This window comes from Alteromonas sp. 5NW40-0090, from assembly GCF_057552975.1.
Genome location: NZ_BAAJLT010000012.1, coordinates 28,831 through 54,230 on the forward strand (window position 1 = coordinate 28,831; position 25,400 = coordinate 54,230).

Below are 25,400 nucleotides of genomic sequence, written 5' to 3' on the forward strand. Positions count from 1 at the left end.
GTTCTACTCAATATTGCGTGAGCGTATTAGCATAGCATGAATATTAGTCAACTAGGGTATATTCGATGGTAGACACCACGCGCACTTTCTTTATGTGTGGGTGATGACTGTCGCGGCTAGAAATACTGAACTGCCCTTGGTTAGCGCGCTTAATTTTGCCCAACGTACTTTTTGAATCTTTTGCAAACTTTTCCGCCACCTCTCTCGCATTGAGCGTAGCTTCTTCAATCATTTCCGGCTTTACTTCGTTTAAGCGGGTAAACACATAGTCGGGCTGAGCGCGATAGCTTTGGTCTGATAATACAATACCGGTTTTAATTAACTCCCCAATTTGCTGCATAAGCGCTCGCACCTTTTCAACATCATTTGAAAAGACAGTAACGGTTTGAATGGCGCTGTAGCGAAATGGCGCTTTTTCACTACTTCCATATTGTTGCGCCAATTTGTCATTTATTTCAGGCTTTCCAATTGTAATGCTTTCTGCTGAAATGCCCTTCTCTTCTAAAAAGTTAGCCACCTGAAGGCTATTCTTTTCAATATGTTCATACAGTTGAGGTAAGTCATTGCCCGCGTCGACAAATTGAATAGGCCAAATAACCTGATCAGCAATGTATTCTCGCTCTGACAATCCTTTTACGGTTACTACTCTATCCCACGTTTGCATGTCGTTCATGGCAGAAGACACCTGAACACCAAGCAAAGACACAGCAACCACCATGCCCATCGCCATTACTATCGCCGCACCTATTTTCATTCGAATCTCCATTCTTTCTGTTTTCAACAGGATACAAGCGAATATAAGCTTTTCGGTTTCACAAAACGAGATAAAAGCTGACCAATGGTGGCAAAAAAAGGCCACTCAAATGAGTGGCCTAAAGAGCCCCTTAAGAGGGCAACGCTTGGGTAGACGGGAGAGTTAACCTTTACGCTGTATCAGGTAATAAAATACCGGAGTTAAGATAAGTCCAAATACGGTAACACCAATCATGCCTGAGAATACTGCCACACCCATAGCTTGACGCATTTCAGAGCCGGCACCGGTTGATACTGCCATTGGCAGCACACCCATGATGAAAGCAATGGATGTCATTAGTATTGGACGAAGACGTAAGCGACTTGCTTCTTTAATGGCTGAAAGCGCGTCCATCCCCTTGTCTTGTAGCTCTTTGGCAAACTCGACAATAAGAATGGCGTTCTTTGTTGCAAGGCCAACCAGTACAATCAAACCTATTTGGGTAAAAATATTGTTGTCGCCGCCATAAACTTGCACACCAATAAGCGCGCTCAGCAAGGTCATGGGAACAATCAATATGATTGCCAGCGGCAAACGCAGGCTTTCGTATTGCGCAGCCAGCACTAAGAACACTAAAAGCACAACTAATGGGAATACAAACGCTGATGCATTACCCGCTAATATTTGCTGATAGGTGATCTCAGTCCACTCGTAAGTCATGCCAAGTGGTAACGTTTCGGCCAGTATTTCTTCAATAGCCGCCTTCGCTTGGTCAGACGAATAGCCTGGCGCTGCTGCACCGTTTATTTCAGCGGTGACGTATCCGTTATAGTGCATAACACGGTCAGGACCAGAACTGTGCTCAATGTTCAAGAATGAGCCAAGCGGGATCATCTCACCTTGTGCATTACGCACTTTAAACTGCGTAATGTTCTCAATATCCTGACGGTATTGGGCATCAGCTTGTACATTTACTTGATAAGTTCTACCGAACAAGTTGAAGTCGTTCACGTATAACGAACCTAAGTAGCCCTGCATGGTGGTAAACAAGGTATCGATGTTTACACCTTGGCTCACTGCTTTTTCACGGTCTACATCCACATCGAGCTGAGGTACAGCAACAGTGAAGCTGGTGAATGCATCGGTAAGCGCTGGGTGTGCCCACGCTTTGCCAATCACTTCTTGCGTTACGCGCTCAAGTTCTTCAAAGCCCAGGTTTCCTCTGTCTTCAACCTGTAAACGGAAACCACCAATCGTGCCTAACCCCATTACTGGTGGCGGCGGGAATATCGCCACAAAGGCACCTTTTATAGACCCAAAGTTCTGGTTAAGCTGTGCAGCAATGGCGCCACCAGATAGCTCAGGCGTCGTTCTTTTATCGAAGTCAGTTAAGGTTGCAAACAACACGCCTGAGCTTGGACTATTGGTAAACCCGTTAATATTCAAGCCAGGGAATGCAATTGCATCTTCAACACCAGGGTGTTCCATAGCAATACGAGACATTTCACGGATCACTTCTTCAGTTCTGTCTAAGCTTGCTGCATTAGGCAGTTGAGCAAAGGCCACCAAATACTGCTTATCTTGCGGTGGAACGTAGCCTGTTGGTGTATTGGCAAACTGGAAGTACGTGAGTCCTAGCAGACCCGCGTAAAGCACCATGATGATACTGCTCTTACGGATAAGCCCACCCACAGCACCAGTGTAGCGCTTTGAGTTGCGGTCAAAGAAACGGTTAAACGGTGAAAATACAAAGCGGCCAAACACTTTATCCATTAAACGGGTTAACCAATCATTCGCTTTACCGTGAGGTTTCAACAGCAATGCAGATAATGCAGGGCTAAGCGTTAACGAGTTAATTGCAGAAATTACCGTAGAGATAGTAATTGTTAGCGCAAACTGCTTATAGAACTGCCCGGTAAGACCGCTCATGAAAGCAGTAGGCACGAATACCGCAGCAAGTACCAATGTTGTGGCAATGATAGGACCGGTTACTTCTTTCATTGCCTGCACGGTGGCTTCAAACGGCGCTTTGCCTTCAGAGATATTACGCTCTACGTTTTCGACAACAACGATAGCGTCGTCTACTACAATACCGATTGCCAACACAAGACCAAACAGCGACAGTGCATTCAGCGAGAAGCCCATTAGCTGCATAAAGGCGAACGTTCCCACAAGTGAAATAGGTACTGCAACGAGTGGGATAATAGACGCACGCCATGTTTGTAAGAACAGTACAACAACAAGTACAACTAACAATACAGCTTCAAGAAGTGTACTAATTACCGCTTCAATCGAACCGCGAACAAATACGGTAGGGTCGTAGGCAATTTCGTATTCAAGGCCTTCAGGGAACGCCTTAGACAGTTCCGCCATACGAGCGCGAACGTCATCTGAAATTTGGATTGCATTAGAGCCTGGTGCTTGGAAAACCGGCACCGCTGCCGCAGGGTTATTGTTAATAAGTGAACGCAGTGCATAAAACTCTGAACCTAGTTCGATACGCGCAACGTCTTTAAGACGGGTTATTTCACCATTCTCACCCGACTTAACAATAATATTTTCAAATTCGGCTTCATCTTTTAAACGGCCGCGCACATTGATAAGCAGCTGAAATTCGCTGGTACCCGTAGGCTGTGCACCAAGGCTACCTGCCGCCGCTTGCTGGTTTTGGTCGGCAATAGCTGCTGCCACATCGCCAGGGTTTAACTGGAGCGCAGCCAGTTTGTTAGGGTCTAACCATACTCGCATGCTGAATTCACCAGCACCGAACAGGCGCACTTGCCCAACGCCATTGATTCGCGCTAGCTCGTCTTTAACAAACTGATCAGCATAGTTTGAAAGATAAAGCATGTCATAACGATTATCAGGCGACGTCAGGTGCACTACCATGGTTAAATCTGGTGACGATTTTTCAGTTACCACACCTAAGCGCTGCACTTCTTGAGGTAAACGCGGTGTCGCGCGATTCACACGGTTTTGTACCAGCGTTGTAGCTTCATCTGGATCAGTACCAATGGCAAACGTGACTGTGAGCGTCATACGGCCATCACTGGTTGCCTGTGATGACATATACAGCATGTTTTCAACACCGTTAATCTCTTGCTCTAGCGGCGTTGCAACTGTTTCCGCGATAACTTCTGGGTTTGCACCAGGATAATTCGCAGTTACCACCACGGTAGGCGGCACTACTTCTGGGTATTCAGTGATAGGCAGTTGCCATACGGCAATAGCACCACCGATAAAAATAAGTAGGGAAAGCACGCCCGCAAAAATCGGGCGGCTAATGAAAAACTGCGAAATGTTCATTACTTAAGACCTGCTGTTGCTGTACCTGTGGCAAATGAACCACCAGATAAAACATCTTCAACCTGCGCCATGCTTTGGGTTACTTGTGTTGCGTTATCAACACGTGACTGCCAGCTAGATAAGTTTGCCAGAGCATCTTCATCACCCATAGGCACTACGTTAGCGGCAACTTGGGCACCAGGGCGAACGCGCTGTAAGCCATCAACCACAATGGTGTCGTTTACATTCAAGCCGCTTGTGATGATGCGCATGCTGCCCACTTTGTCGCCTAGCTTAACCGCACGGTATTCCACTTTACTTTCGTCGTTTACAACCAGTACAAACTTATTATTAAGATCTGTGCCGATAGCTTTTTCTTTAATAAGAATGCCCTCTTCATCGGTGTCACCTGCCAATTTTAAGTGTGCAAATAATCCTGGAATTAAACGACCTTCTTCGTTATTAAATACGGCGCGAACGCGAAGTGTGCCGGTGCTACCGTTAACCTGGTTGTCGATGAAATCAATTTGACCCCAGTGGTTATAATCAGACTCGTTAGCAAGGCGCATCGCTACCGGCTGCTCGCTCACTGCTGTTGAAGCCGCTGATTTATCGGTTAGATAGTTTAGGTAGGTCTGCTCATCAATATCGAAATACGCATATAAACGGTCGGTCGATACGATGCGAGTCAACTCTGTTTGTCCTGCGGTAACAAAGTTACCTTCAGTGATGTTTGCTCGAGAAATACGCCCAGAAATAGGTGCTTCAACACGAGCAAAGCCTCGATTTAGGCGCGCCACTTCAAGTGCGGCTTGCGTTTGATTTAAACTAGCAAGCGCTTGGTTTTTCTCAGCTAAACGGGCGTCAAGCACCTCTTCAGAAACTGCCTGGGTTTTACGAAGCTTGAAAGCACGGCTATAGTTTTGCTCAGCCAACTGAACGCGACTTTTGGCTTCTTCAAGTTGTGCAGTCAGTCGATCAACTTCTGCTTTAAACGTGCGGTTATCAATTAAGAATAGAGTTTGCCCTTGTTCGACATATTCGCCTTCGTCAAATGCCACAAAGTCAATGTAGCCCGACACGCGAGGACGAAGTGCTACAATTTGTGGAGACTCTAAACGGCCTGTAAAATTATCCCACTCGGTTAAACGCTGAGACACTACCGTTGCCACATCAACTGGAACACCAGCATTTGCGCTAGCGCTCATTGATTGACTTGGATCCTGCTCGTCACCACCACATGCAGCGACAAGCGCAGTTAGGCTTACTATTGCCAATAGACGGGTAAAAGTTTTCATTGCAAGATTCTCTAAAAAATTAAACTAAAGTTTGATGCTGCGCATTATGCACACCCTCAAATAATAAAAATAATTATCTTTTTATATGCAACACATCACATGATATTATGTATTGAGAATAGATGCTGAAGGAATGGACCGCTTTTTAAAAGTTAAGAAGCGTTTTGCTACAGAGCAAACCAAAAAATCCATAAGAAAAGCCGATACTTAGGTAAGTCGAGGGCTGCGGCATTGTAATGTATCATTGTCGCTCGTCGCATTCATATGGAAAGTAAATACATTTAGCTATAACCTATAACTAAACTATATCATTTAAGCACATGTAATAATGCTATTGATTCTTTAATCGACAGATGAATGTAGCTGATAAGTAATAAGCGCCGGAGACCACAATGCGTCCACACGATTTAAATTTATTGATGATTTTTGATGCCATCATGACTGAGGGTGCCATTACTCGCGCAGCCGATAGACTATCGATGACGCAACCTGCGGTCTCTAATGCATTATCCCGCATGCGCACTGCCTGGAACGACGAACTATTTGTTAAGGACGGACGTGGTATTCAGCCCACCTCATTTGCTAAAAACTTGTGGAGCCAAATTCAGGGGCCATTAGGCGAACTTGAAGTTGCCGTTAACCCAACTGACTTTAACCCTGCAACGGCTAAACGTACCTTTCGTATAGCAGCAACTGACAGCATTGTCTCCATGGTGTGGGGACCGCTTCGCAAAGTTATTGAGAGTGAGGCGCCTGGTATTAATATCCATGCTATTCCAAATTACGATATGGAAACGGATAAAATACTTAAAGATGCCGAAGCTGAGCTGACCTTCTCTAAACACCAAGAGCCCGGCTCTGTAATTCGCTCTGAACATGTGCTTGACCCAAGCTGGGTTGTGGTAATGCGCCCCGATCATCCACTAGCAAAATCACAACTATCGTTGGAAGACTTTGTAGCAGCAGATCACTTGCTAGTGTCAGTGACAGGCGATGTAACCGGCCCAACCGATCAGGCGCTCGCTAATTTGGGCCTCAAGCGCCGCGTTGCTATGTCAGTAAACCAGTTTTACAACGCTACCCCGCTATTAAAAGAGAGTAACCTTATTTGCGTTGCGCCCTCGCTTGTAATGGAGAGAGAGATTTTCTCAGGTGAACTAGCAGTGTTTGAAACGCCTGTAGAAATTATTAGCTCCCCTCTATCTGTAATGTGGCATAAGCGCCAAGACCAAGACGCTGGCTTGCAGTGGCTTAGAAGCTTAGTAGTTAAGTTTATACGTGAGCGTGTTCAGCGCCACGAAATGCTGCTGTCTCAGTGCTGCCGCAAAGCATATTGTGCTGATACGGTTAAACGCTTTATGGACCAGCGCAATATGGATTGTAAAGAATTTACGCCAGCGCATTTGAAAATGCCCAGCAATGATGAAATGGCTGAAGAACGCGACACCGTAGCGGTGGGAAAAGAAACTGCTTAATACGAGTTCGCTTAAATAACCACTCACTCAGCGAGATTTAACATGTTCGTCATCGCGGCGTGTTACCGCAGGCAAACTGGTTCTAAAACATTCACAGCTCCAATAAAAAAACCGCTCAATGAGCGGTTTTTTCGTAGTTCGAACAAAGAAGCTAATTTACTTCTTTTTCTTCGCTTTCGGGTTTGGCAGGTCAGTAATACTTCCTTCGAAGATTTCAGACGCAAGACCAATTGATTCGTTAAGCGTTGGGTGAGCATGGATAGTCAATGCTACGTCTTCAGCATCAGCACCCATCTCAATAGCTAGGCCGATTTCGCCAAGCATTTCGCCCGCGTTGGTACCTACCATAGCACCACCGATTACGCGGCCCGTGTCTTTATCGAAGATCATCTTGGTCATACCGTTAGTAGCATCAGATGCAATTGCACGGCCTGAAGCTGCCCAAGGGAAGGTTGCAGTTTCGTAGCTTACGCCCTGCTCTTTCGCTTCTTTTTCAGTTAGACCAACCCAAGCAACTTCTGGCTCAGTGTACGCTACTGAAGGAATAGCACGTGGGTCGAAGTAGTGCTTCTGCCCAGCAATAACTTCTGCTGCAACGTGACCTTCGTGAACCGCTTTGTGCGCAAGCATTGGCTGACCTACAAGGTCGCCGATTGCGAAGATGTGGTCAACGTTAGTACGCATTTGCTTATCAACGTTGATGAAGCCACGCTCGTCAACGTTTACGCCAGCTGCATCTGCGCCAACTAGCTTACCGTTTGGCTTACGACCAACAGCAACAAGTACTTTGTCGTAGCGCACTGGCTCAGCAGGTGCGTTCTTACCTTCAAATGTTACATACAAGCCATCGTCTTTTGCTTCAACCGCAGTCACTTTGGTTTCAAGCATGATGTTAAACTTGTCTTTGTAGTCTTTCATGAACACTTTCATGATGTCTTTGTCAGCTGCTGGAATTAGCTGATCTAAGAATTCTACTACATCAATGTTCGAGCCAAGTGCTTCGTACACAGTACCCATTTCTAGACCGATGATACCACCGCCTAGTACTAGCATTTTCTCCGGAATGTCTTTCATTTCCAGTGCGCCAGTTGAGTCGATTACACGATCATCTTCTGGGATGAACGGTAGGCTTACTGGCTCAGAACCCGCAGCAATAATCGCTTTTTCAAAAGTAATAGTAGTAACGTCGTCACCATTTTTTACTTCTAGGGTGTTTGCGCCTGTAAATTTTCCGAAGCCTTGTACATGCTTGGTTTTACGCATTTTAGACATACCGCTAAGGCCATTTGTTAATTGCTTAACAACGCCGTCTTTGTATTCGCGGATTTTATCTAAATCGATGGTAGGCTCGCCAAACGATACACCGTGGCTAGCAAGGTGCTTCGCTTCTTTCATCACTTTAGCTACGTGAAGAAGGGCTTTTGAAGGGATACAGCCAACGTTAAGACAAACACCACCAAGCGTGTCGCGTGAGTCTACGATAACTGTTTCAATACCTAAGTCAGCCGCACGGAATGCTGCTGAATAACCGCCAGGGCCGCCGCCCAGTACCACCAATTGCGTTTTAATTTCGCTCATTGTGAACCTCAATCCTGTTCTTGTAGGGTCATGCTATTACTTTTGTGTAATAGCATAACCTAAATGCCACCAAATGGGCTTATAAAATCGTCGAAAATGTTACTGATATTGTAAACTTTTTCGACCTTTTATTTAAAGTATGATTCTGCGTAAGTCAGTTAGGTTTGCAGCAACCTCAGTAGAGAATCTTGCACCTACCGCACCATCGATTACTCGGTGGTCGTATGACAGGCTTAGCGGCACCATTAAGCGCGGCTCAAACTCTTTACCATTCCACTTAGGCTTCATCTCAGACTTAGACACACCTAATATGGCGACTTCCGGTGCATTTACAATAGGCGTAAACGCCGTACCACCAATACCACCTAGGCTAGAGATGGTGAACGTACCACCCTGCATGTCAGCCGCTTTTAGCTTGCCTTCACGGGCTTTCTTAGATGTTTCGATAAGCTCTTGAGACAGCTGCTCAATACCTTTCTTATTCACGTCACGAATAACAGGTACAACAAGGCCTCCCGGTGTTTCAACCGCAATACCAATGTTGATAAACTTCTTAATGATTAAGCTCTCGCCATCATCAGACAGTGATGAGTTGAATACTTCGTATTTCTCAAGGGCTTTCGCTACCGCTTTCATAACGAATACGAGTGGCGTGATCTTAAGACCAGACTTAATCTTCGCGTGGTAAGCGTTTTGCTCTTTACGGAATTCTTCAACTTCAGTGATATCTGCTTCGTCGAACTGCGTAACGTGAGGAATAGTTGCCCAGTTACGGTGTAGGAACGGACCAGAGATCTTTTGAATTCGAGAAAGCTTTTGTTCTTCAATCTCACCAAACTTGCTGTGATCAACAGGCTTAACCGGCACGATTTGAAGTACGTTGTCACCCACTGGCGCGCTGCCTGAAGCTGCAGCTGTGCGAGGTTTCGCGAGCTCAGCTTTCACATAAGCCTGAACGTCTTCTTTTAGAATACGGTTTTTAGGGCCAGAGCCGTTAACTTGAGTCAGGTCTACACCGAACTCGCGAGCAATACGGCGAACCGAAGGCGACGCATGCGCTTTGCCTGTACTCTTAGCTTCTGGCGCTGGCGGCACAGGAGAACGGCCTTGCGAGGCTTCTTGCTGTGACGCTTGTTTAGTGTCTTCTTGCTGTGAGTATTGTTTAGTCTCTTCTTGTTTAGGCGCTTCAGCAGGCTTTTCAGCTGCACTTGAAGACGAACCACCGCTGGTCTCAAGCTTAACAACCAAGGTGCCCTGCTTAACTTTGTCACCCGCTTTGATAAAGACTTCTTTAATCGTACCTGCATGCGTTGAAGGTACATCCATGGTCGCTTTATCAGTTTCTAGCGTAATTAGGCCGTCTTCTTTTTCAACGGTGTCGCCAGCCGATACAAGTACGTCGATAACGTCAACTTCACCGTCTTCACCAATATCAGGTACAGCTACTTCAATAGTTTCACTGCTTGCAGACGCCGCTGGCGCTGACTCTTGCTTTGCACTTTCCTGTGAAGCCGGTGCAGACGCTTCAGAAGAAGCATCGCTAGACGCCGATTCACTTGAAGACGAGCCTGAGCCCGCTACTTCAAGCTTGATCACTACCGTACCTTCTTTCACTTTATCGCCAGTACTGATGAATACTTCTTTCACCGTACCTGCGTGTGTTGAAGGAACGTCCATGGTTGCTTTATCGGTTTCAAGGGTAATTAGCCCATCTTCTTTTTCAATGGTATCGCCCACTGAAACCAATACGTCGATTACGTCTACTTCGTCGTCAGAACCGATATCCGGTACTGCAACTTCAATCACTTCGCTGCTGCCAGACGCAGCAGGTGCTGCCTCTGACTTGCTTTCTTCTTTTGGTGCTTCTTCTTGCTTAGGCGCTTCTTCTTGTGAAGCGTTGTCTGAAGATGACTCTTCAGCAGCGCTATCACCGGCACTATCGACACCTGCAACTTTCATTTCACCAATCACATCGCCTTCTTTGATTTTATCGCCTACTGATACAGACAGGCTTACAATCTCACCTTCAAACGGTGCTGGGATGTCCATTGACGCCTTGTCACTTTCAACAGTAACAACGCCTTCATCAGCCTCAATGTTGTCGCCTACGGCAACACATAGCTCGATAACTTCAACTTCGTCACCGCCTACGTCGGGTACGATAATCTTTTGAATATCTGACATATGTAAAATACCTTATCTGGCTTACGCGTAAAGTGGGTTAAGTTTTTCAGCGTTAATTTCAAAACGCTTAATGGCTTCTGCTACCACTTTCTTCTCAACGTCGCCGCGCTGAGCTAGTTCGTAAAGTGATGCCACCACGATGTATGACGCATTAACTTCAAAGTGAGTACGCAAGTTTTCACGGCTATCGCTTCGACCGAAACCGTCTGTACCTAGACAGCGGTATTCAGTATCAATGAACGCACGAACTTGGTCTGAGTAATTCTTCACATAGTCAGTGGCAGAAATCGCAGGACCTGCATCTTTCGTGATTACCTGACCAATGTAAGGTACTTTTTGCTCAGCTTCTGGATTTAGCATGTTCCAACGTGCTACGTCTTGACCTTCACGGGCTAGCTCGTTGAATGAGGTCACAGAGTAAACGTCAGAAGATACGTTGTAGTCTTCACACAGAATCTGCGCCGCTTTACGTACTTCGTTCAAGATAGTACCTGAGCCCATTAGCTGTACGTTAAGCTTAGACTTGTCGTTTTCAACACGCTCAAGCTTGTAGATACCTTTTATGATTTGTTCGGCAACATCATCACCTTCTGGCATTGCAGGGTGCTGATAGTTCTCGTTCATTAGTGTTAGGTAATAGAAGATATTTTCGTTATTACCGTACATGCGACGCAGACCGTCTTGAACGATAACCGCTACTTCATAACCGTACGTTGGATCATAAGTAATACAGTTAGGGATTAGGTTCGCCTGAACGTGTGAATGACCGTCTTGGTGCTGTAGACCCTCACCGTTAAGTGTAGTTCTACCTGCTGTTGCGCCTAATAGGAAACCACGCGCTTGGCTATCACCCGCTGCCCATGCAAGGTCACCAACACGTTGAAAACCAAACATTGAGTAGTAAATGTAGAACGGAATAGTGGTAGCGTTACACGTTGAGTAAGACGTACCTGACGCTACCCACGATGCCATTGCACCTAACTCGTTAATACCTTCTTGTAATACCTGACCTTTCTTATCTTCGCGATAGTAAGCCACTTGGTCGGCATCTTGAGGTACGTATTTCTGGCCTTCATTGGCGTAAATACCTACCTGACGGAACAAGCCTTCCATACCGAATGTACGGGCTTCATCAGGAATAATTGGCACAATACGCTTACCAATCTTCTTATCTTTCAATAGCGCGTTAAGTACACGTACAAACGTCATGGTTGACGATACTTGACGGTCACCTGAACCTTTTAAGATAGCGTCGAATGCACTTAGCTCAGGAATTTCAAGCTGCTCTTCAGCCTGTTCACGGCGAGAAGGCAAGTAACCGCCTAGCGCTTCACGACGCTCGCGAAGGTACTTCATTTCTTCGCTGTCTTCGTCGAACTTGAAGTATGGCAGGTCAGCAATTTTCTCGTCTGCTACAGGAATATTGAAACGATCGCGGAACGCTTTGATTGAATCAACGTCCATTTTCTTCACGTTGTGCGCTACGTTTTGTGCTTCGCCTGATGCACCTAGACCGAAACCTTTAACCGTTTTAGCAAGGATTACCGTTGGACGACCTTTCGTATCAATCGCTTTTTGGTAAGCCGCGAATACTTTAACTGGATCGTGACCACCACGGTTCAAGCGCCAGATGTCGTCGTCAGACATGTTCGCTACAAGTGCCGCTGTTTCAGGGTACTTGTTGAAGAAGTTTTCACGGGTGTACTTGCCGCCTTTGGCTTTACAGTTCTGGTATTCACCGTCTACCGTTTCACCCATAAGCTGAATTAGCTTACCAGATTTATCGCGAGCCAGTAGCTCATCCCAGTAGCTACCCCAAATAACTTTCACTACTTCCCAGCCAGCGCCGCGGAACGTACCTTCAAGTTCTTGGATAATTTTGCCGTTACCACGTACCGGGCCGTCTAGACGCTGAAGGTTACAGTTGATAACAAACGTTAGGTTGTCCAGGCCTTCGCGAGACGCAAGACCGATCGCACCCAAGCTCTCTGGCTCATCACACTCACCGTCGCCCATGTAGCAGTATACGCGCTGACCTGAACAGTCTTTGATACCACGGTTAGTTAGGTATTTAAGGAAACGTGCTGTGTAGATAGCTTGAAGTGGGCCTAGACCCATAGATACCGTTGGGAACTGCCAGTAGTCTTTCATCAAGTGAGGGTGCGGGTAAGACGATAGACCATCGCCAGCACACTCTTGACGGAAGTTGTTTAACTGCTCTTCAGTTAAGTTGCCTTCCATATATGAGCGCGCATAAATACCTGGAGAAATATGGCCCTGTGCGAAAATAAAGTCGCCGCCTTGATTTTCATTCGGCGCTTTGAAGAAATGGTTAAAGCCCACATCGTAAAGCATAGCCGATGATGCGAAGCTACCAATATGGCCACCAAGCTCTAGGTCTTTCTTAGATGCACGCAATACAATCATCAATGCGTTCCAACGAATTGCCGCACGGATACGCGCTTCGATGGTCAAGTCACCAGGCATTTTTGGCTCTTGCGCTGCTGGGATAGTATTGATGTAGGCAGTAGTAGCGTCATACGGTAAATGCGCTCCGCTGCGACGTGCTTTATCAATAAGTTTTTCGAGTAAATAATGGGCGCGTTCTACGCCTTCCTCTTCTAAAACCGACTCAAGCGCATCAATCCACTCTTTAGTTTCTTGAGGATCTACATCTTGGTGCATCATATCAGACATGGTGCCATCCTATTTTTTGCTTATATAGAAAATCCTCCCTTAGCATTGCCTCTACTCTTAAAGGCGCTAAAAGAAGGAAAACTAAATTACGTTGTACTCACAGTGACCCAATCTGGCTCACCTGCTTTTGCAGTGGCACAGGAAAAACCTGACCGGCCTCTGCGAATGAATAGCTATCTAGCCCTTATCTTATAAAAAGTCAGACTAGTAACTAAATCTCTAATCGTCGCAATGCGCGCTGTACGCGGGTATCGCGTTGATTAATGGTTAATAGCGTTTTTTCAATAAACGCCAAATGCGTATTACATGCCTGACGCGCAGCTTCAGGGTCGCGAGAAGCAATGGCTTCTACAATTTCACGACGCTGCTTAGCAATGTCTTCCACCGCTTCAGGGTGCGCTGCCAGCATGTCAAAGTTTCGTTCAATATTGTCCACCAGCATGCTTTGCATGGTGCTCATTACGTGCAACAACACCATATTGTGTGATGCTCTTGCCATAATGATATAAAACTGTCCTAGCGCCTCAGCTTGGGCACGCTTGCTTTCGTGCGCTTTGGGCGTAGGTACATCGTTCAATGCTTGCTTCAATGCGTTGTAATCTTCAGGTTGACCACGAAGTGCCGCGTAGTACGCCGCCATCCCTTCAAGCGCATGACGAAATTCAAGCAAATCAAATTGAGTTTCAGGACGCTGGCTGACTAAGTCCATTAGGGGGTCTGTCATGGCAGAATTAAGGTTGCGATTAACAAACGTACCGCCGCCTTGCTTACGTTCTACCAACCCACGTGCCTGTAAATTACCAATGGCTTCCCTAAGTGAAGGTCGCGATACATCAAATTCAAGCGCAAGCTCTCTTTCCGGCGGTAATTTTTGACCGGCCAATAACGTACCGTCGAGTATCATTGACTCGAGTTGCTCGGTAATCACATCAGAGAGTTTTTTTCGCTGCTGCCGCATGCGCGCTACGTATCCTTCTATTTAAACCGTGCTCTATAACAATAGGGACGTTATAACAGCTGTGAATGTAAAAAATAATCATGGAAAATTTAATCACAAACACAATTGGTAATACCATTTTACCTATCTAGTTTAAGGCAGATCGATTTCGAGGTAAATACTCACAAGCATAGCAAAGCATTTACCTTTTGCTGGGTGTTAAGCTTTATTGTTGAATTTGTTAAGAAAAATCAGCAACCGCAAACTGGTCTGATGAGGAAGGGAGAATGCAATAGTATGGGCAAAGCGCCTGATCTACATACAATTAATAAATAGACCAAACGCCCTTCTAAGAAACGTCAACTAGTAAATGTTAAAAATAATGACTATGCCAGACTGCCTACAAGCGTGAGCGCTGATGTTATTACAAGAAGAAAAATAACATTACGTTTTGCTAACTTTACAAGCACCTTCGGTTCTATTGCTGCATTTTCAGCCTGCAACTGCTGTTCATCAGGCGTGAGAATCTCAGCTTTCGAAGAAATTTGTGTAAGGACATCGTATGCAGGTACATCGAACTGAAGTGCGTACTTAATCCACTCAGGCAACGCTCGTGAGAAATGTCCCATCATCAACATACCGAAGGCTGTCACGCGAACAGGGATATAATCAAGGGCAAACATTAATCTTCCCGCAGCGGCTTTTAAAGGGTGATTTGCATCACACAATGCCTCGGTTGTGCTTCGGCTCAAGCAATAAAACAGCGCGCCTGGTGCACCAAATGCAATAAACCACAGCATCACAGCGGCATAGTGTTGATAGTTAAGCCAAGTAAGGTGCTGGCCAAAAGTTTTGCCTTCTGTACCTGCACTTCCGTCACTGTCTGTTTGACTTGCACAATGCCCTAGTTGGTCGGTGTACATACTGCACGCCTGAAGGTCACCTCGGTCAGCAGCATTAAGAAAGCTCTTGTAGACGGCTCGCAATGCGGGGCAGCCAATACAGATGAACAAAATGATGCTTTGCTCTATAAAGGTAAGAAATGCGCCAAGTACCCAGTATTCAATTAGACCGAGTAATATTGCGGGAAGAAGAAGGTAAAAATAAAGCGCAGCGGACGACGCTTTCTTACGCGCATCTTCACTCCCCTTCTCTTCGTAAAAATTAATTAAGCCCATATCTTTTAGGAAAGCGCGATATTGGCCAGCATACTTTTCTATATGCCAATTAGGTGTTTTTGTTATCAACCGTTCTAGGCTGAGAACTAACAGCAGGCTCATTAACATCATAGGTATTGGGTTTCCTTTTTATCAGCGGCCGAGGTTAATTAAAATGACTTAAACCCAGCAACGCGCATTCTGTACCTTGCCCAGTCGAAAGCAACACCTGGGTCAGTTTTTCGCCCCGGTGCTATATCATTATGGCCTACGATACGCCCTAAAGTGATCCGAGGATAGCGTCTTGTAATAAAATCAGTGAGTTCGCCGAGCGCTTTATACTGCTCATCGGTATATGGCAAAGTATCAGTGCCCTCAAGTTCTATACCAATGGCATAATCGTTACAGCGGCTGCGCCCTTGAAACGAAGACAATCCTGCGTGCCACGCGCGCTGTTCGAAGGGTACAAATTGCTCTACTTCACCAGTTCGATAAATCACACAATGAGCGGAAACTCGTAACCCAGCAATTTCTTTATAAAAGGGATGTTCATCAGGGTTAAGTGTGCCGGTAAACAATTGGCGAATGCCTGACGTACCAAACTGTGAAGGTGGAAGTGAGATATTGTGTATTACTAACAGGCTGATGTCTGTGCTGTCAGGGCGAGCATCATAATGCGGACATGCCGTGTAGCTCGCGTGATTGTAGAGCACCATAGTATTTGCTTCGGTAATTGATTTTCTATTTTATAGCCTACATTGTATAGGTTTATAAGTGTATAGGGCGGCAAGCGCAATGTGGCGTTGCTAGCTCAATATTTTATGCCACTGTTTTAATCGGCAGCTTTTACAAGAGCGTAATTGGAAAACAGTGCATCGCTGTTATGCATAAGGCAATTATCAATAAGGTAAAAACATGAATGAACAACAAGACCCGACAACATCAGCGGGCAAATGGATGGTTGCCCTTGCATGGATTTGCGGATTCGGTTTACTTGTTTTTGTCTTCTCTGACTTACTTGAAAAACAAATAAATCCGAACAGCGAGCCCACGTCAGAACGCATTGGTACGCAAACTGAGGTACGCCTCAAACAAAATCGCCAAGGGCATTATGTAACAACTGGCTATATCAATGGTGAGGAAGTGGTATTTCTTGTTGATACAGGGGCGACAGATGTAGCGGTTCCCGCACATTTAGCCAACAGGCTTCAACTAAAAGCCGGGCGAGAAGGTTTAGCCAGCACTGCCAATGGCGTAGTGAGGGTTGCCGAGTCAACGATTGATACCTTGCGCATTGGCGAAATAGTAGTGCGTAATGTAGACGCAAACTTGAACCCCGGTATGCAAGATGACCATATACTGCTTGGAATGAGTGTTCTTCGCCAATTAGAGTTTACTCAGCGCGGAGAATGGTTAATATTGCGTACCCTCTAAATACATAGATAGCATAGATTAAAGCGATGAAAATGACATCACCAGATATGCAAGCGATCCGAGAGCAAGTATCAAATGCGCTTGTAGAAGATCTAGGCGGCGAATTAAATGCTGCGAACGACATTACCGCAAACCTGATAGATGAAAGTGTTAACGCGCAGGCCACTATTATTACTCGCGAGCCTTGCGTGGTTTGCGGAATAGCTTGGGCCAATCAAGCATTTGCGCTTATTGACGAGTCAGTGTCGCTAACCTGGCATGTAAAAGATGGCGACAAGGTTGAGGCTGACACGGTGTTAGTGAGTTTGGAAGGCTCTGCTCGCGCTATATTGACTGCAGAGCGTACGGCACTTAACTTCCTACAAACCCTGTCAGCAACCTCCACTATTACTGCCTTTTACGCTAAGTTTTTAGATGGCTCCAACACCAAAATTCTAGATACCCGCAAAACATTGCCTGGCCTGCGCTATGCACAGAAATACGCGGTACGTTGTGGCGGCGGTCAGAATCACCGCGTTGGTTTATTCGATGCGTTTTTAATAAAAGAAAACCACATATTTTCTTGTGGAAATATTGAAAAAGCAGTAAGCCGAGCGAAAACTATGATGCCTGGCAAGCCAGTTGAAGTAGAGGTAGAGAACCTAGCTGAGCTTGAGCAAGCCCTGTCGGCGGGTGCTGATATCGTCATGCTAGATAATTTTTCTAACGAACAGATCCAAGAGGCAGTAGCGCTGAATAAAGGTCAATGTAAACTGGAAGTATCAGGAAACATTACCGATGAACGACTGGCGTCACTTGCACAATTAGGCGTAGATTACATCTCATCTGGCGCGCTGACTAAACATGTTCAGGCGATTGATTTGTCGCTGCGTATTAACTTGTCATAATAGAATGAGTTAAAAACAAGTACTAATGCGCTAATTGAGTGTCAATATCTTAGTTAATGGTGAGCACAGAAAACGTGAGTTGTAGTATAACCATAGATACGACAACTCGCGCATATCCTCAGTTATTTCACCTTATGTTTCTTTGTGTATAGATAGACATACATAGCTAAGTCATTAAGATTTATACGAAAGTTTAAGTTAACAGGCCTGCCATGGTCTAGCGAACCATGGCATACTGCAAAAGCTAGACATACGTATATTTGCCTATACTTGTCAGTGACAAATAAAATTCTATACTGAGTATCAAGTACCAGGGGCGTTAACAAGGACGACTCGGGTATAAACGTCAATTTGAATTAGATTTTAAACTTTACGTGTTATACACGTCCCGGAGAAAAACCATGATGAACATGAATACTAAAAACCAAAAAGGGTTCACCCTAATCGAACTAATGATTGTTGTTGCAATCATCGGTATCCTTGCAGCAATCGCATTGCCTGCTTATCAGACTTACACTGCTCGCGCAACTTACAGTGAAGTAATCTCAGCATCAAGTGCAGCTAAAACTGCTATCGAGGTTTGTGCTCAAACAGGCGTACCTGCTGATTGTAGTTCTATTACTGTAAATACTGGCTGGTCGAGCGCACCTTCTGTCAAAGATATTAAACTAGGTGGTGATGCGACAGCTGGTTATACTATTACAGTAAATCCAGTTGGAGGAAGCGGAATTGCAACGACTGACACACTGATCCTAACAGGTAAAGTTAACGCTGGTGCAGTTACCTGGGAAAGATCGGGTGGTTGTGTAACTTCTGGTCTTTGCTAAAGCTTTTGAGGCTGAAAAACCCGGCGGTTGTCGGGTTTTGCTTTTCCTACTACATCTCCTTTATTGCTAATCTGAGAAACATATATGGCAAAAGCAACGGCAACTTTTACTTGGCAAGGTAAAGACCGCAACGGTCACGCTAGAAAGGGCGAAATTTCTGCCACTTCGCTCTCAGAAGCAAAGAATTTGCTCCGACGTCAGGGAATCTCTGCTAATAAGGTCAAAAGACTCGCTAAACCTTTATTTGGTGGCGCAAAAAAAATCACTGCCGCTGATATTTCCGTTATCTCTCGTCAAATCGCGACTATGCTAGCCGCTGGCGTTACTCTCATCCAATCGTTAGAAATGATTGCACAAGGCCATGCAAATCCGTCAATGCGGAAACTGCTTGGCGAAATTACCGAAGAAGTAAAATCGGGTAATCCGCTATCTTCAGCACTAAGAAAACACCCCCTTTATTTCGATGACCTATACTGTGATTTAGTTTATACCGGCGAACAGTCGGGCGCACTTGAAACCATTTACGATCGTATAGCCACCTATAAAGAAAAAGCTGAAGCACTAAAATCAAAGATCAAAAAAGCGATGTTTTATCCTATCGCGGTTTTGGTTGTTGCTTTTATTGTTACGACTATCCTTCTTATTTTCGTTGTACCTCAGTTTGAAGAAATCTTTAGCAGCTTTGGCGCTGAACTGCCTGCTTTCACTCTATTTGTGCTGGCTATTTCCCGGTTTGTGCAAGACTACGGAATCTTCATCGCGATGGGAGTTGCCGCCGCAGGCTTTATGTTTGTGCGTGCACACAGACGCAGCCAAAAGCTGCGCGATAGCGTAGACCGTAATATTTTAAAAATTCCTGTTATTGGTGAAATACTTAAAAAAGCCAGTATTGCCCGCTTTACCCGTACCCTTGCTACTACCTTTGCGGCAGGTGTTCCGCTAATAGGCGCTCTTGAATCTGCAGCGGGTGCCTCCGGTAATGCGGTATACCGCGAAGCGATTTTGTATATACGAAAAGAAGTGGCGGGCGGTATGCCAATGCACGTTGCCATGCGCGCTACCCAAGTATTCCCTGACATGGTGACGCAAATGATTGCCATTGGTGAGGAATCCGGCGCCGTTGACGAAATGCTGAGTAAAATAGCGACTATTTACGAAGCAGAAGTTGATGACATGGTAGACGGTTTAACCAGCTTGCTAGAACCTATGATCATGGCCGTACTAGGCGTAGTTATCGGCGGCTTAATTGTGGCCATGTACTTGCCTATATTCGAAATGGGTAACGTGGTATAACTTGAACATATTGCTAGCTTTGTGATTATTAGTTTTACGATTGTTAGCTCTATATATGTGAACGGTTTGGGCGACGCTTTTTAGTGGCGCCCATCCAGGTTTAACACCCAACCTTTTCCAACCACTAATAAAACTAAAAGAACTGCACTTCATGGATGCCATTATAACCGTTAGCCAGCTCTACCCAGCTGTATTTTATTCTCTTGTTTTCCTTGTAAGCTTAATGGTGGGCAGCTTCCTAAACGTTGTGATTTACCGCCTGCCTATTATGATGGAGCGCAGCTGGCAGCAAGAGTATGAAAGCTATTTTAATGACAGCGCAAGTGGCAGTGACAATACCAACGCCACTATATCTACTGATAACAATCCAACCGCGCCTGTCGAAACATTCAACCTAGTAAAACCTGATAGTACCTGCCCAAGCTGCGGTCACAAAATTCGCGCTTGGGAAAATATTCCTGTTATCAGCTATCTATTTCTTAAAGGCAAATGCGCTAATTGCAAAGTTGGAATATCAGTTCGTTACCCGCTTGTTGAGCTGTTTACGGCCATTGCCTGTACCTTCGCTGCGTATCAGTTCGGCGTAACTTCACAGGCGCTGTGGGCGGTAATCTTCACCTACATACTTGTTGCGCTGCTGTTTATTGACTTAGATAAAATGCTGCTACCCGACCAGTTAACACTGCCTCTGCTTTGGCTGGGCTTACTGCTAAGTACACAAAACATATTTGTTGGCACTATCGATGCCATTATCGGTGCAGCGGCCGGCTATTTAAGCTTATGGTCTGTTTACTGGCTATTTAAGTTAGCTACAGGCAAGGAAGGTATGGGCTATGGCGATTTTAAACTGCTCGCGGCACTTGGGGCATTTACTGGCTGGCAAGGCTTGCCTGTCATTATCTTACTGTCTTCATTTGTGGGCGCCATCGCTGGCCTACTTATTATGGTCATTCAGAATAAAGGCAAATCGCTAGCCATTCCTTTTGGGCCTTATTTGGCTGTAGCAGGCTGGCTAACACTGCTTTATAAAGAAGAAATCATTACTGCCTATCTTAATGCAGTGCTATAAACCCAAGCGTTACTTAACCTCAAGTAGCACTTTAACGTCAAGTAACGCTCTAACTACAAGGCTTAATGGTTATGGATAAACAAAACGCGTTCGTAGTGGGCCTGACCGGCGGTATAGGCAGTGGCAAATCGGCTGCTACAGCTTTTTTTGAAAAACTCGGTATTGATATTGTTGATGCTGACGAAGTCGCACGTGACGTTGTTGAAGTAGGTTCAGAGGGCTTACGGCACATTACCGAGCATTTTGGCGAAACGATTCTGCTAGAAGATGGAAGCCTTAATCGCGCAGCCCTTCGCGAAAAGGTCTTTGCCGCCGAAGAAGAAAAACATTGGTTAAATGGTTTGCTGCACCCCCTTATTCGCTCTCGTATGCAGCAGCTCGTCAGCGAGTCGACATCACCCTATTGCATTTTATCTGTGCCCTTACTTGTTGAAAATAAACTGACCGAAATGTGCAACCACGTCGTGGTGGTAGATTGTCCAGAGACATTGCAGCTTGAACGAGCTCTAAAACGGGACGGTAGCACAGAGCAAACCATAAGAAGTATTATGGCTTCACAAGCTTCACGTAAAGAACGCGTTAGTGCTGCAGACGATGTGCTGGATAACAGTACAACGCTAGACGCGCTTGCCAGTCAAGTGGCAACGCTACACCAAAAACTACTAAGCCTTGTTTCAGCTTAATCATAAGGGGTTTGCAAAATAGTAAACCCCTTTTACATCTGTCTTAGTTATTTAACTTGCCTGTCTATCGTTCCTGTTTCACTTTTCGATCTCCTTCTTCTGTCTTTCTTCGAGCCTTACCTTTCTTTTGTTAACTTTTCTTTTGTTAACCTTCCTTTTCTTGACCTCCTTTCTTTATAAAAAAGGGTTTCAAGGCCAACAGCACTGCTTTTTGAAACTTTTTTGACCAATTAACGTCAAAGTAAAGATTTGGCGAACAAGTATACTTGGCTTAAACGCTTTGATGCTTTAGGCTTGTTGTCTTTCACTGTTCTGCTAAATTTTTAGCGATATGTCTCTAAGTCTATGTGTTTTAAGGGGTTCCATGGGTAGCGCTGTATTCGAGTTTCCACTAAAGGAAAAAGTACGTAACTATTTACGTGTTGAGCAGCTGCTTGGGCAACTTAAAATCACGGCTAAATCAGAACATACGCATCTTCAGCTGGTTTTCTTTGAACAACTTTTTGAACTACTCGATCTCATTGAAAGACTAGATCTTCGTTCGGATTTAACCAAAGACCTTGAAGCTCACGAAAAGAATCTCGTGTACTGGTCAAAACACCCTAAAATAGACAGTACGGCGCTAGAGCAAGCGCTAAAAACCGTGCTTACACTAAAGCAAAAGCTGAAAACAGACCGCCGTTTTGGTAGTGCGCTTAAAGATGACAAACTGCTTAGCGCTATAAGACAACGATTTGCCATACCCGGCGGCGCATGTAGTTTCGACCTTCCTAATTTGCACTTTTGGTTACAACAGCCGCTTGAACAGCGTCAAAACGAAATTGGACAATGGTTAGAGACTTTAGGACTTCTTGACGATGCAATTGCGGTTAGCCTGTCGTTTATCCGCGAGCGAGGTCAGTTTGTAAATGCAGTGGCCGAGAACGGCTTTTACCAAGGCGCTGCGGAAGATAAAAACGAACTGATACGCGTAAAATGCAGCGTAGATGATGGCTACTACCCAACCTTAAGTGGCAACAAATACCGCTACGCACTGCGCTTTATGTTGTTTTCCCCGCAAGAAGGCCAAAATAGTGCAGTGGAAAACGATATTCAGTTTCGGTTAGCGGCCTGCTAAACTTCAGTTCTGTTTATTACTTACCGTCTTAGGCTCGGTTAACTTTTCAACCTGTGCCGTTAAGACGTATTTCACTGGAGTCTATTATGGAAGTGAAATGTCCTATATGTGCCAAACAGGTTGTTTGGGCCCCAACGAGCGAATACCGCCCTTTTTGTAGCAAAAAATGTCAACTTATCGATTTAGGTGAATGGGCTGCAGAAGACAGAAAAATTGCCGGCAAGCCTGCAGAGGACGCCACGCCAAAGCATATAGATGTAGAAGAAATCGAGGCTATGTTGGCACAGCAGTCGGATGACTTTTTTAAACACTAAGTTTGTAGCCGCATTTTCACAATAGTAAAAAGGAATAGTAATGTTTAACTCTATCGCGCTTGTTGGTGGTACTCATGGCAATGAAACCAGTGGTATTCAGCTTATTCGAAACTGGCAACAGTTCGGGCTACCTTCGCGATTTAATGAGCTTAATGTTTCCTTAAGTATCGCCAATGAAGCTGCACTTGCTGCAAATGTGCGCTTTGTAGAAGAAGACTTAAACAGGCAGTTTACTTTTGATCGTTTAGCCAGTAATAACCTGGCCAAAGAGGCAGTACTTGCCAAAACGTTGAATGAAAAATTGGGCCCAAAAGGCAACTCGAATACCGATTTTGTTATTGATATTCACAATACCACCAGCGAGATGGGCGCCACGCTAATTATTCTAGAAGCGGATGAATTTCACGTTCAGTTAGCACGATTTGTTAAACAACAAATGCCCGAAGCGAATATTTTGGTGGAAGACGAGAAGCCTTATCTTGAGCACGGTTATTTGTGTACCACAGGTAAGAAAGGGGTAATGATTGAAGTGGGTGGTCAGCCTCAAGGCGTATTAAGAGAAGATGTGTACCTTTTAACACAAACCATGGCCGAGGCCATTTTAGATTTTTGTGTAGCCTATAATAACCAAGAGATAGAAACAGAGGCACTGCCCGCGTGTGAAGCGTTTCGCTTGGGTGAAAACGTCGGTTTTCCTTTAGATGGACATGGCGCGCGTACCGCGATGATCCACCACTCATTGCAAGACAATGATTTTAAGCCGTTGCTACCAGGTTCTCCCATGTTTAGAACCTTTGATGGGAAAGATATCCCGTGGGATGGGGAAAAGGAAACCTACCCGCATTTTATAAATGAAGCGGCGTACTTTAAGCTGGACGTTGCGTTTGCTACGTCTGAGCGTATTACCCTATAGGCAATACAGGTTGGTTCCTTTGCAACTTTCAAACGTTAATGCCGAAACCAACTGGCGATATCACACAAAACGCTGAATCGCTTAAAGCGTCAAACAGACAAAGGCCGGTCAGAGATCGACCGGCATTTTTGTAGCAAGGTGAGCTCTCTCAGGTCAGCCTGAGTTCAACGGCCCGCTCACTTAAAGTAATGAACATAGGCAGCGCCTGAGTCAGAGTATGTTAAAAAAGCTCTATCTTAGGCTCTCGCGCCTCTTCAAACTCATTTTTTTCTTCTGGCGACGATTCATTAATATCGAAATGAATTTTACGCTGGTCTTCCATTACATACTTTTCAAACATTTCTTTGGTGCTCAAGTTAAACGAGTCATCAAAATGCTCGCGGTTATTAATGTAAGAAGAAAACTGTCCAAACAGACTAACAATGGCGTCTTGCTCTAGCTTCACGTGTTCGGTGCGCTGGCGAATAATATCTTGGAATTGAATTTTTGCGATTGCCCCACTTACTTTAAATGCAACCTCTGTTGCACTTTGCGAGAAGCAGGCCAGCATCTTGGGGTTAAGCTCTTCTAGTACACGATAGTGTGCCGTTATATTTTCCAGCGATTCAGAAAACCCTGTTAGTAATTCGCACGTATCATTTGCTCGTGTTGAGTTCAGCATTTTTTCGCCCTGCAGATGCGCTGCATCAAGGGCAGATTTAATACCCGTTTCAATTTTTTCTGCTGCTTCTGAAGACTGAGATGATAAGATGCGCACTTGTTCAGCTACCACGGCAAATCCCCGTCCGTATTCGCCAGCTCGCGCCGCTTCAATTGCAGCATTAAGGGCTAATAAATTAGTTTGCGAAGCAATATTTTTAACTAATTCGGTGAGTTCCTTTAGGTTTTCAACCTCACGCATTACCCCTTGAATGGCTTCAGTATCTGCAATCTGTTGCGCGCGCTGTGTATTAATCATTTCTTTTATATTAGATAGGCGCTGCGCCGCCAACTCAAACTCGTCTGCACTTTTCTCCTTACAATTAAGAGCATTCTTCTGACCCAATTCCACGTTGTCTATACTATCTTGAATACTGCTTTCAATCTCATACAGCGCTTTCATTAGCTCCATTGAGGCGTCTTCAGTTATTGCACTTATGCCATCCATTTGCCCTTTTAATATGGCTACGTAATCATTAACCTGAGCATGGGTTTCGCTTAACTGCGATGAAGTTTCTTGCAAATAGCTTTCTTGACGACTTAACTTGGCAGCAAACATGCGATTCTGTCGGTTTGCATACCAAGGCACAAAGGTCAACATTGCTAAAATAGTTACATAGACCCCCCCATGCAGGCCCATTATCTCTATAGGTATACTCAGCGCCCCCACTACGCCTACTACTGTTACGGTTAAAAGCCCGCCCCAAAGTAAAAGCGAATCCTGCATGTTACCTGTCTTTTCCTTAAGCACTTTTATTTTCTCAGCGAGCACTGTTTCGTAATACTGCTTTGCTCTTTCAAGTACTTTCATGTTTTTACC

20 protein-coding genes are annotated in these 25,400 nt (G+C 45.1%); 10 read left to right on the forward strand and 10 right to left on the reverse strand.

Going from position 1 to position 25,400, the window contains the following annotated elements:
* Window positions 1-43: 43 nt before the first annotated feature.
* From AC27KT_RS15130 to AC27KT_RS15140, 3 genes are all read right to left on the reverse strand, one after another.
* On the reverse strand, window positions 44-754 hold the full coding sequence (locus AC27KT_RS15130) for an SIMPL domain-containing protein (protein ID WP_334056794.1): 711 nt from the start codon (window positions 752-754) through the stop codon (window positions 44-46).
* Between the two features lie 162 nt (window positions 755-916).
* Window positions 917-4,039: an efflux RND transporter permease subunit gene (locus AC27KT_RS15135; RefSeq protein WP_487131311.1), complete on the reverse strand. Its 3,123-nt coding sequence runs from the start codon at window positions 4,037-4,039 to the stop codon at window positions 917-919.
* Window positions 4,039-5,316 (reverse strand): efflux RND transporter periplasmic adaptor subunit, encoded by a 1,278-nt coding sequence (locus tag AC27KT_RS15140; protein ID WP_487131313.1) that lies wholly within the window; start codon window positions 5,314-5,316, stop codon window positions 4,039-4,041. The genes AC27KT_RS15135 and AC27KT_RS15140 overlap by 1 nt, the downstream gene beginning before the upstream one ends.
* 392 nt (window positions 5,317-5,708) lie before the next feature.
* Between AC27KT_RS15140 and AC27KT_RS15145 the strand changes: the two genes are divergently transcribed.
* On the forward strand, window positions 5,709-6,791 hold the full coding sequence (locus AC27KT_RS15145; RefSeq protein ID WP_487131315.1) for a LysR family transcriptional regulator: 1,083 nt from the start codon (window positions 5,709-5,711) through the stop codon (window positions 6,789-6,791).
* A 156-nt stretch (window positions 6,792-6,947) separates the two neighbouring features.
* On the opposite strand, the gene lpdA is transcribed toward AC27KT_RS15145, so the two are convergent.
* From lpdA to ampD, 6 genes are all read right to left on the reverse strand, one after another.
* Complete coding sequence (gene lpdA, locus AC27KT_RS15150) at window positions 6,948-8,369, reverse strand: dihydrolipoyl dehydrogenase (RefSeq protein WP_487131317.1); 1,422 nt, start codon at window positions 8,367-8,369, stop codon at window positions 6,948-6,950.
* Window positions 8,370-8,501: 132 nt separating this feature from the next.
* Window positions 8,502-10,553, reverse strand: coding sequence for a dihydrolipoyllysine-residue acetyltransferase (gene aceF / locus AC27KT_RS15155; RefSeq protein ID WP_487131319.1), 2,052 nt, complete (start codon window positions 10,551-10,553; stop codon window positions 8,502-8,504).
* Window positions 10,554-10,574: 21 nt separating this feature from the next.
* Window positions 10,575-13,250 (reverse strand): pyruvate dehydrogenase (acetyl-transferring), homodimeric type, encoded by a 2,676-nt coding sequence (aceE, locus tag AC27KT_RS15160; RefSeq protein WP_487131321.1) that lies wholly within the window; start codon window positions 13,248-13,250, stop codon window positions 10,575-10,577.
* A 211-nt stretch (window positions 13,251-13,461) separates the two neighbouring features.
* Window positions 13,462-14,208, reverse strand: a complete 747-nt coding sequence (gene pdhR / locus AC27KT_RS15165) for a pyruvate dehydrogenase complex transcriptional repressor PdhR (protein ID WP_014950397.1) — start codon at window positions 14,206-14,208, stop codon at window positions 13,462-13,464.
* Between the two features lie 365 nt (window positions 14,209-14,573).
* Complete coding sequence (gene ampE, locus AC27KT_RS15170) at window positions 14,574-15,476, reverse strand: beta-lactamase regulator AmpE (RefSeq protein ID WP_487131324.1); 903 nt, start codon at window positions 15,474-15,476, stop codon at window positions 14,574-14,576.
* 38 nt (window positions 15,477-15,514) lie between these two features.
* Complete coding sequence (gene ampD, locus AC27KT_RS15175; RefSeq protein ID WP_487131326.1) at window positions 15,515-16,060, reverse strand: 1,6-anhydro-N-acetylmuramyl-L-alanine amidase AmpD; 546 nt, start codon at window positions 16,058-16,060, stop codon at window positions 15,515-15,517.
* Window positions 16,061-16,259: 199 nt separating this feature from the next.
* On the opposite strand from ampD, the gene AC27KT_RS15180 reads away from it, so the two are divergent.
* The 9 genes from AC27KT_RS15180 (at window position 16,260) to AC27KT_RS15220 (ending at window position 23,881) form a co-directional block, all read left to right on the forward strand.
* Window positions 16,260-16,778, forward strand: coding sequence for a retropepsin-like aspartic protease family protein (locus AC27KT_RS15180; protein ID WP_334049732.1), 519 nt, complete (start codon window positions 16,260-16,262; stop codon window positions 16,776-16,778).
* A 32-nt stretch (window positions 16,779-16,810) separates the two neighbouring features.
* Window positions 16,811-17,665: a carboxylating nicotinate-nucleotide diphosphorylase gene (gene nadC, locus AC27KT_RS15185; RefSeq protein ID WP_487131327.1), complete on the forward strand. Its 855-nt coding sequence runs from the start codon at window positions 16,811-16,813 to the stop codon at window positions 17,663-17,665.
* Between the two features lie 401 nt (window positions 17,666-18,066).
* Complete coding sequence (locus tag AC27KT_RS15190; RefSeq protein ID WP_487131328.1) at window positions 18,067-18,492, forward strand: pilin; 426 nt, start codon at window positions 18,067-18,069, stop codon at window positions 18,490-18,492.
* Between the two features lie 84 nt (window positions 18,493-18,576).
* Entirely contained in the window at window positions 18,577-19,785 is a 1,209-nt protein-coding gene (locus tag AC27KT_RS15195) for a type II secretion system F family protein (protein ID WP_487131329.1), read from the forward strand.
* 151 nt (window positions 19,786-19,936) lie between these two features.
* Complete coding sequence (locus AC27KT_RS15200) at window positions 19,937-20,854, forward strand: prepilin peptidase (RefSeq protein WP_487131331.1); 918 nt, start codon at window positions 19,937-19,939, stop codon at window positions 20,852-20,854.
* 71 nt (window positions 20,855-20,925) lie between these two features.
* Window positions 20,926-21,537 carry a dephospho-CoA kinase gene (coaE, locus tag AC27KT_RS15205; RefSeq protein ID WP_487131333.1) on the forward strand — a complete coding sequence of 204 codons (612 nt, stop codon included), beginning with the start codon at window positions 20,926-20,928 and terminating at the stop codon, window positions 21,535-21,537.
* Window positions 21,538-21,901: 364 nt separating this feature from the next.
* A complete protein-coding gene (gene zapD, locus AC27KT_RS15210) occupies window positions 21,902-22,654 on the forward strand; it encodes a cell division protein ZapD (RefSeq protein WP_487131335.1) in 753 nt (250 codons plus the stop codon).
* Between the two features lie 86 nt (window positions 22,655-22,740).
* Window positions 22,741-22,968 (forward strand): DNA gyrase inhibitor YacG, encoded by a 228-nt coding sequence (yacG, locus tag AC27KT_RS15215; protein WP_014950407.1) that lies wholly within the window; start codon window positions 22,741-22,743, stop codon window positions 22,966-22,968.
* A 40-nt stretch (window positions 22,969-23,008) separates the two neighbouring features.
* Window positions 23,009-23,881: an aspartoacylase gene (locus AC27KT_RS15220; protein WP_487131338.1), complete on the forward strand. Its 873-nt coding sequence runs from the start codon at window positions 23,009-23,011 to the stop codon at window positions 23,879-23,881.
* A gap of 220 nt (window positions 23,882-24,101) precedes the next feature.
* On the opposite strand, the gene AC27KT_RS15225 is transcribed toward AC27KT_RS15220, so the two are convergent.
* Window positions 24,102-25,391 carry a methyl-accepting chemotaxis protein gene (locus AC27KT_RS15225; RefSeq protein WP_487131340.1) on the reverse strand — a complete coding sequence of 430 codons (1,290 nt, stop codon included), beginning with the start codon at window positions 25,389-25,391 and terminating at the stop codon, window positions 24,102-24,104.
* Between the last annotated feature and the right edge of the window lie 9 nt (window positions 25,392-25,400).

Bases quoted from the DNA above. Each gene is read 5' to 3' on its own strand.
- aceE (WP_487131321.1), bottom strand. From the start codon at position 13,250: ATGTCTGATATGATGCACCAAGATGTAGATCCTCAAGAAACTAAAGAG.
- AC27KT_RS15220 (WP_487131338.1), top strand. From the start codon at position 23,009: ATGTTTAACTCTATCGCGCTTGTTGGTGGTACTCATGGCAATGAAACC.
- AC27KT_RS15180 (WP_334049732.1), top strand. From the start codon at position 16,260: ATGAATGAACAACAAGACCCGACAACATCAGCGGGCAAATGGATGGTT.
- AC27KT_RS15225 (WP_487131340.1), bottom strand. From the start codon at position 25,391: ATGAAAGTACTTGAAAGAGCAAAGCAGTATTACGAAACAGTGCTCGCT.
- AC27KT_RS15195 (WP_487131329.1), top strand. From the start codon at position 18,577: ATGGCAAAAGCAACGGCAACTTTTACTTGGCAAGGTAAAGACCGCAAC.
- zapD (WP_487131335.1), top strand. From the start codon at position 21,902: ATGGGTAGCGCTGTATTCGAGTTTCCACTAAAGGAAAAAGTACGTAAC.
- AC27KT_RS15135 (WP_487131311.1), bottom strand. From the start codon at position 4,039: ATGAACATTTCGCAGTTTTTCATTAGCCGCCCGATTTTTGCGGGCGTG.
- AC27KT_RS15130 (WP_334056794.1), bottom strand. From the start codon at position 754: ATGAAAATAGGTGCGGCGATAGTAATGGCGATGGGCATGGTGGTTGCT.
- AC27KT_RS15145 (WP_487131315.1), top strand. From the start codon at position 5,709: ATGCGTCCACACGATTTAAATTTATTGATGATTTTTGATGCCATCATG.
- yacG (WP_014950407.1), top strand. From the start codon at position 22,741: ATGGAAGTGAAATGTCCTATATGTGCCAAACAGGTTGTTTGGGCCCCA.
- ampD (WP_487131326.1), bottom strand. From the start codon at position 16,060: ATGGTGCTCTACAATCACGCGAGCTACACGGCATGTCCGCATTATGAT.
- coaE (WP_487131333.1), top strand. From the start codon at position 20,926: ATGGATAAACAAAACGCGTTCGTAGTGGGCCTGACCGGCGGTATAGGC.
- AC27KT_RS15200 (WP_487131331.1), top strand. From the start codon at position 19,937: ATGGATGCCATTATAACCGTTAGCCAGCTCTACCCAGCTGTATTTTAT.
- ampE (WP_487131324.1), bottom strand. From the start codon at position 15,476: ATGATGTTAATGAGCCTGCTGTTAGTTCTCAGCCTAGAACGGTTGATA.
- lpdA (WP_487131317.1), bottom strand. From the start codon at position 8,369: ATGAGCGAAATTAAAACGCAATTGGTGGTACTGGGCGGCGGCCCTGGC.
- AC27KT_RS15190 (WP_487131328.1), top strand. From the start codon at position 18,067: ATGATGAACATGAATACTAAAAACCAAAAAGGGTTCACCCTAATCGAA.
- aceF (WP_487131319.1), bottom strand. From the start codon at position 10,553: ATGTCAGATATTCAAAAGATTATCGTACCCGACGTAGGCGGTGACGAA.
- AC27KT_RS15140 (WP_487131313.1), bottom strand. From the start codon at position 5,316: ATGAAAACTTTTACCCGTCTATTGGCAATAGTAAGCCTAACTGCGCTT.
- nadC (WP_487131327.1), top strand. From the start codon at position 16,811: ATGACATCACCAGATATGCAAGCGATCCGAGAGCAAGTATCAAATGCG.
- pdhR (WP_014950397.1), bottom strand. From the start codon at position 14,208: ATGCGGCAGCAGCGAAAAAAACTCTCTGATGTGATTACCGAGCAACTC.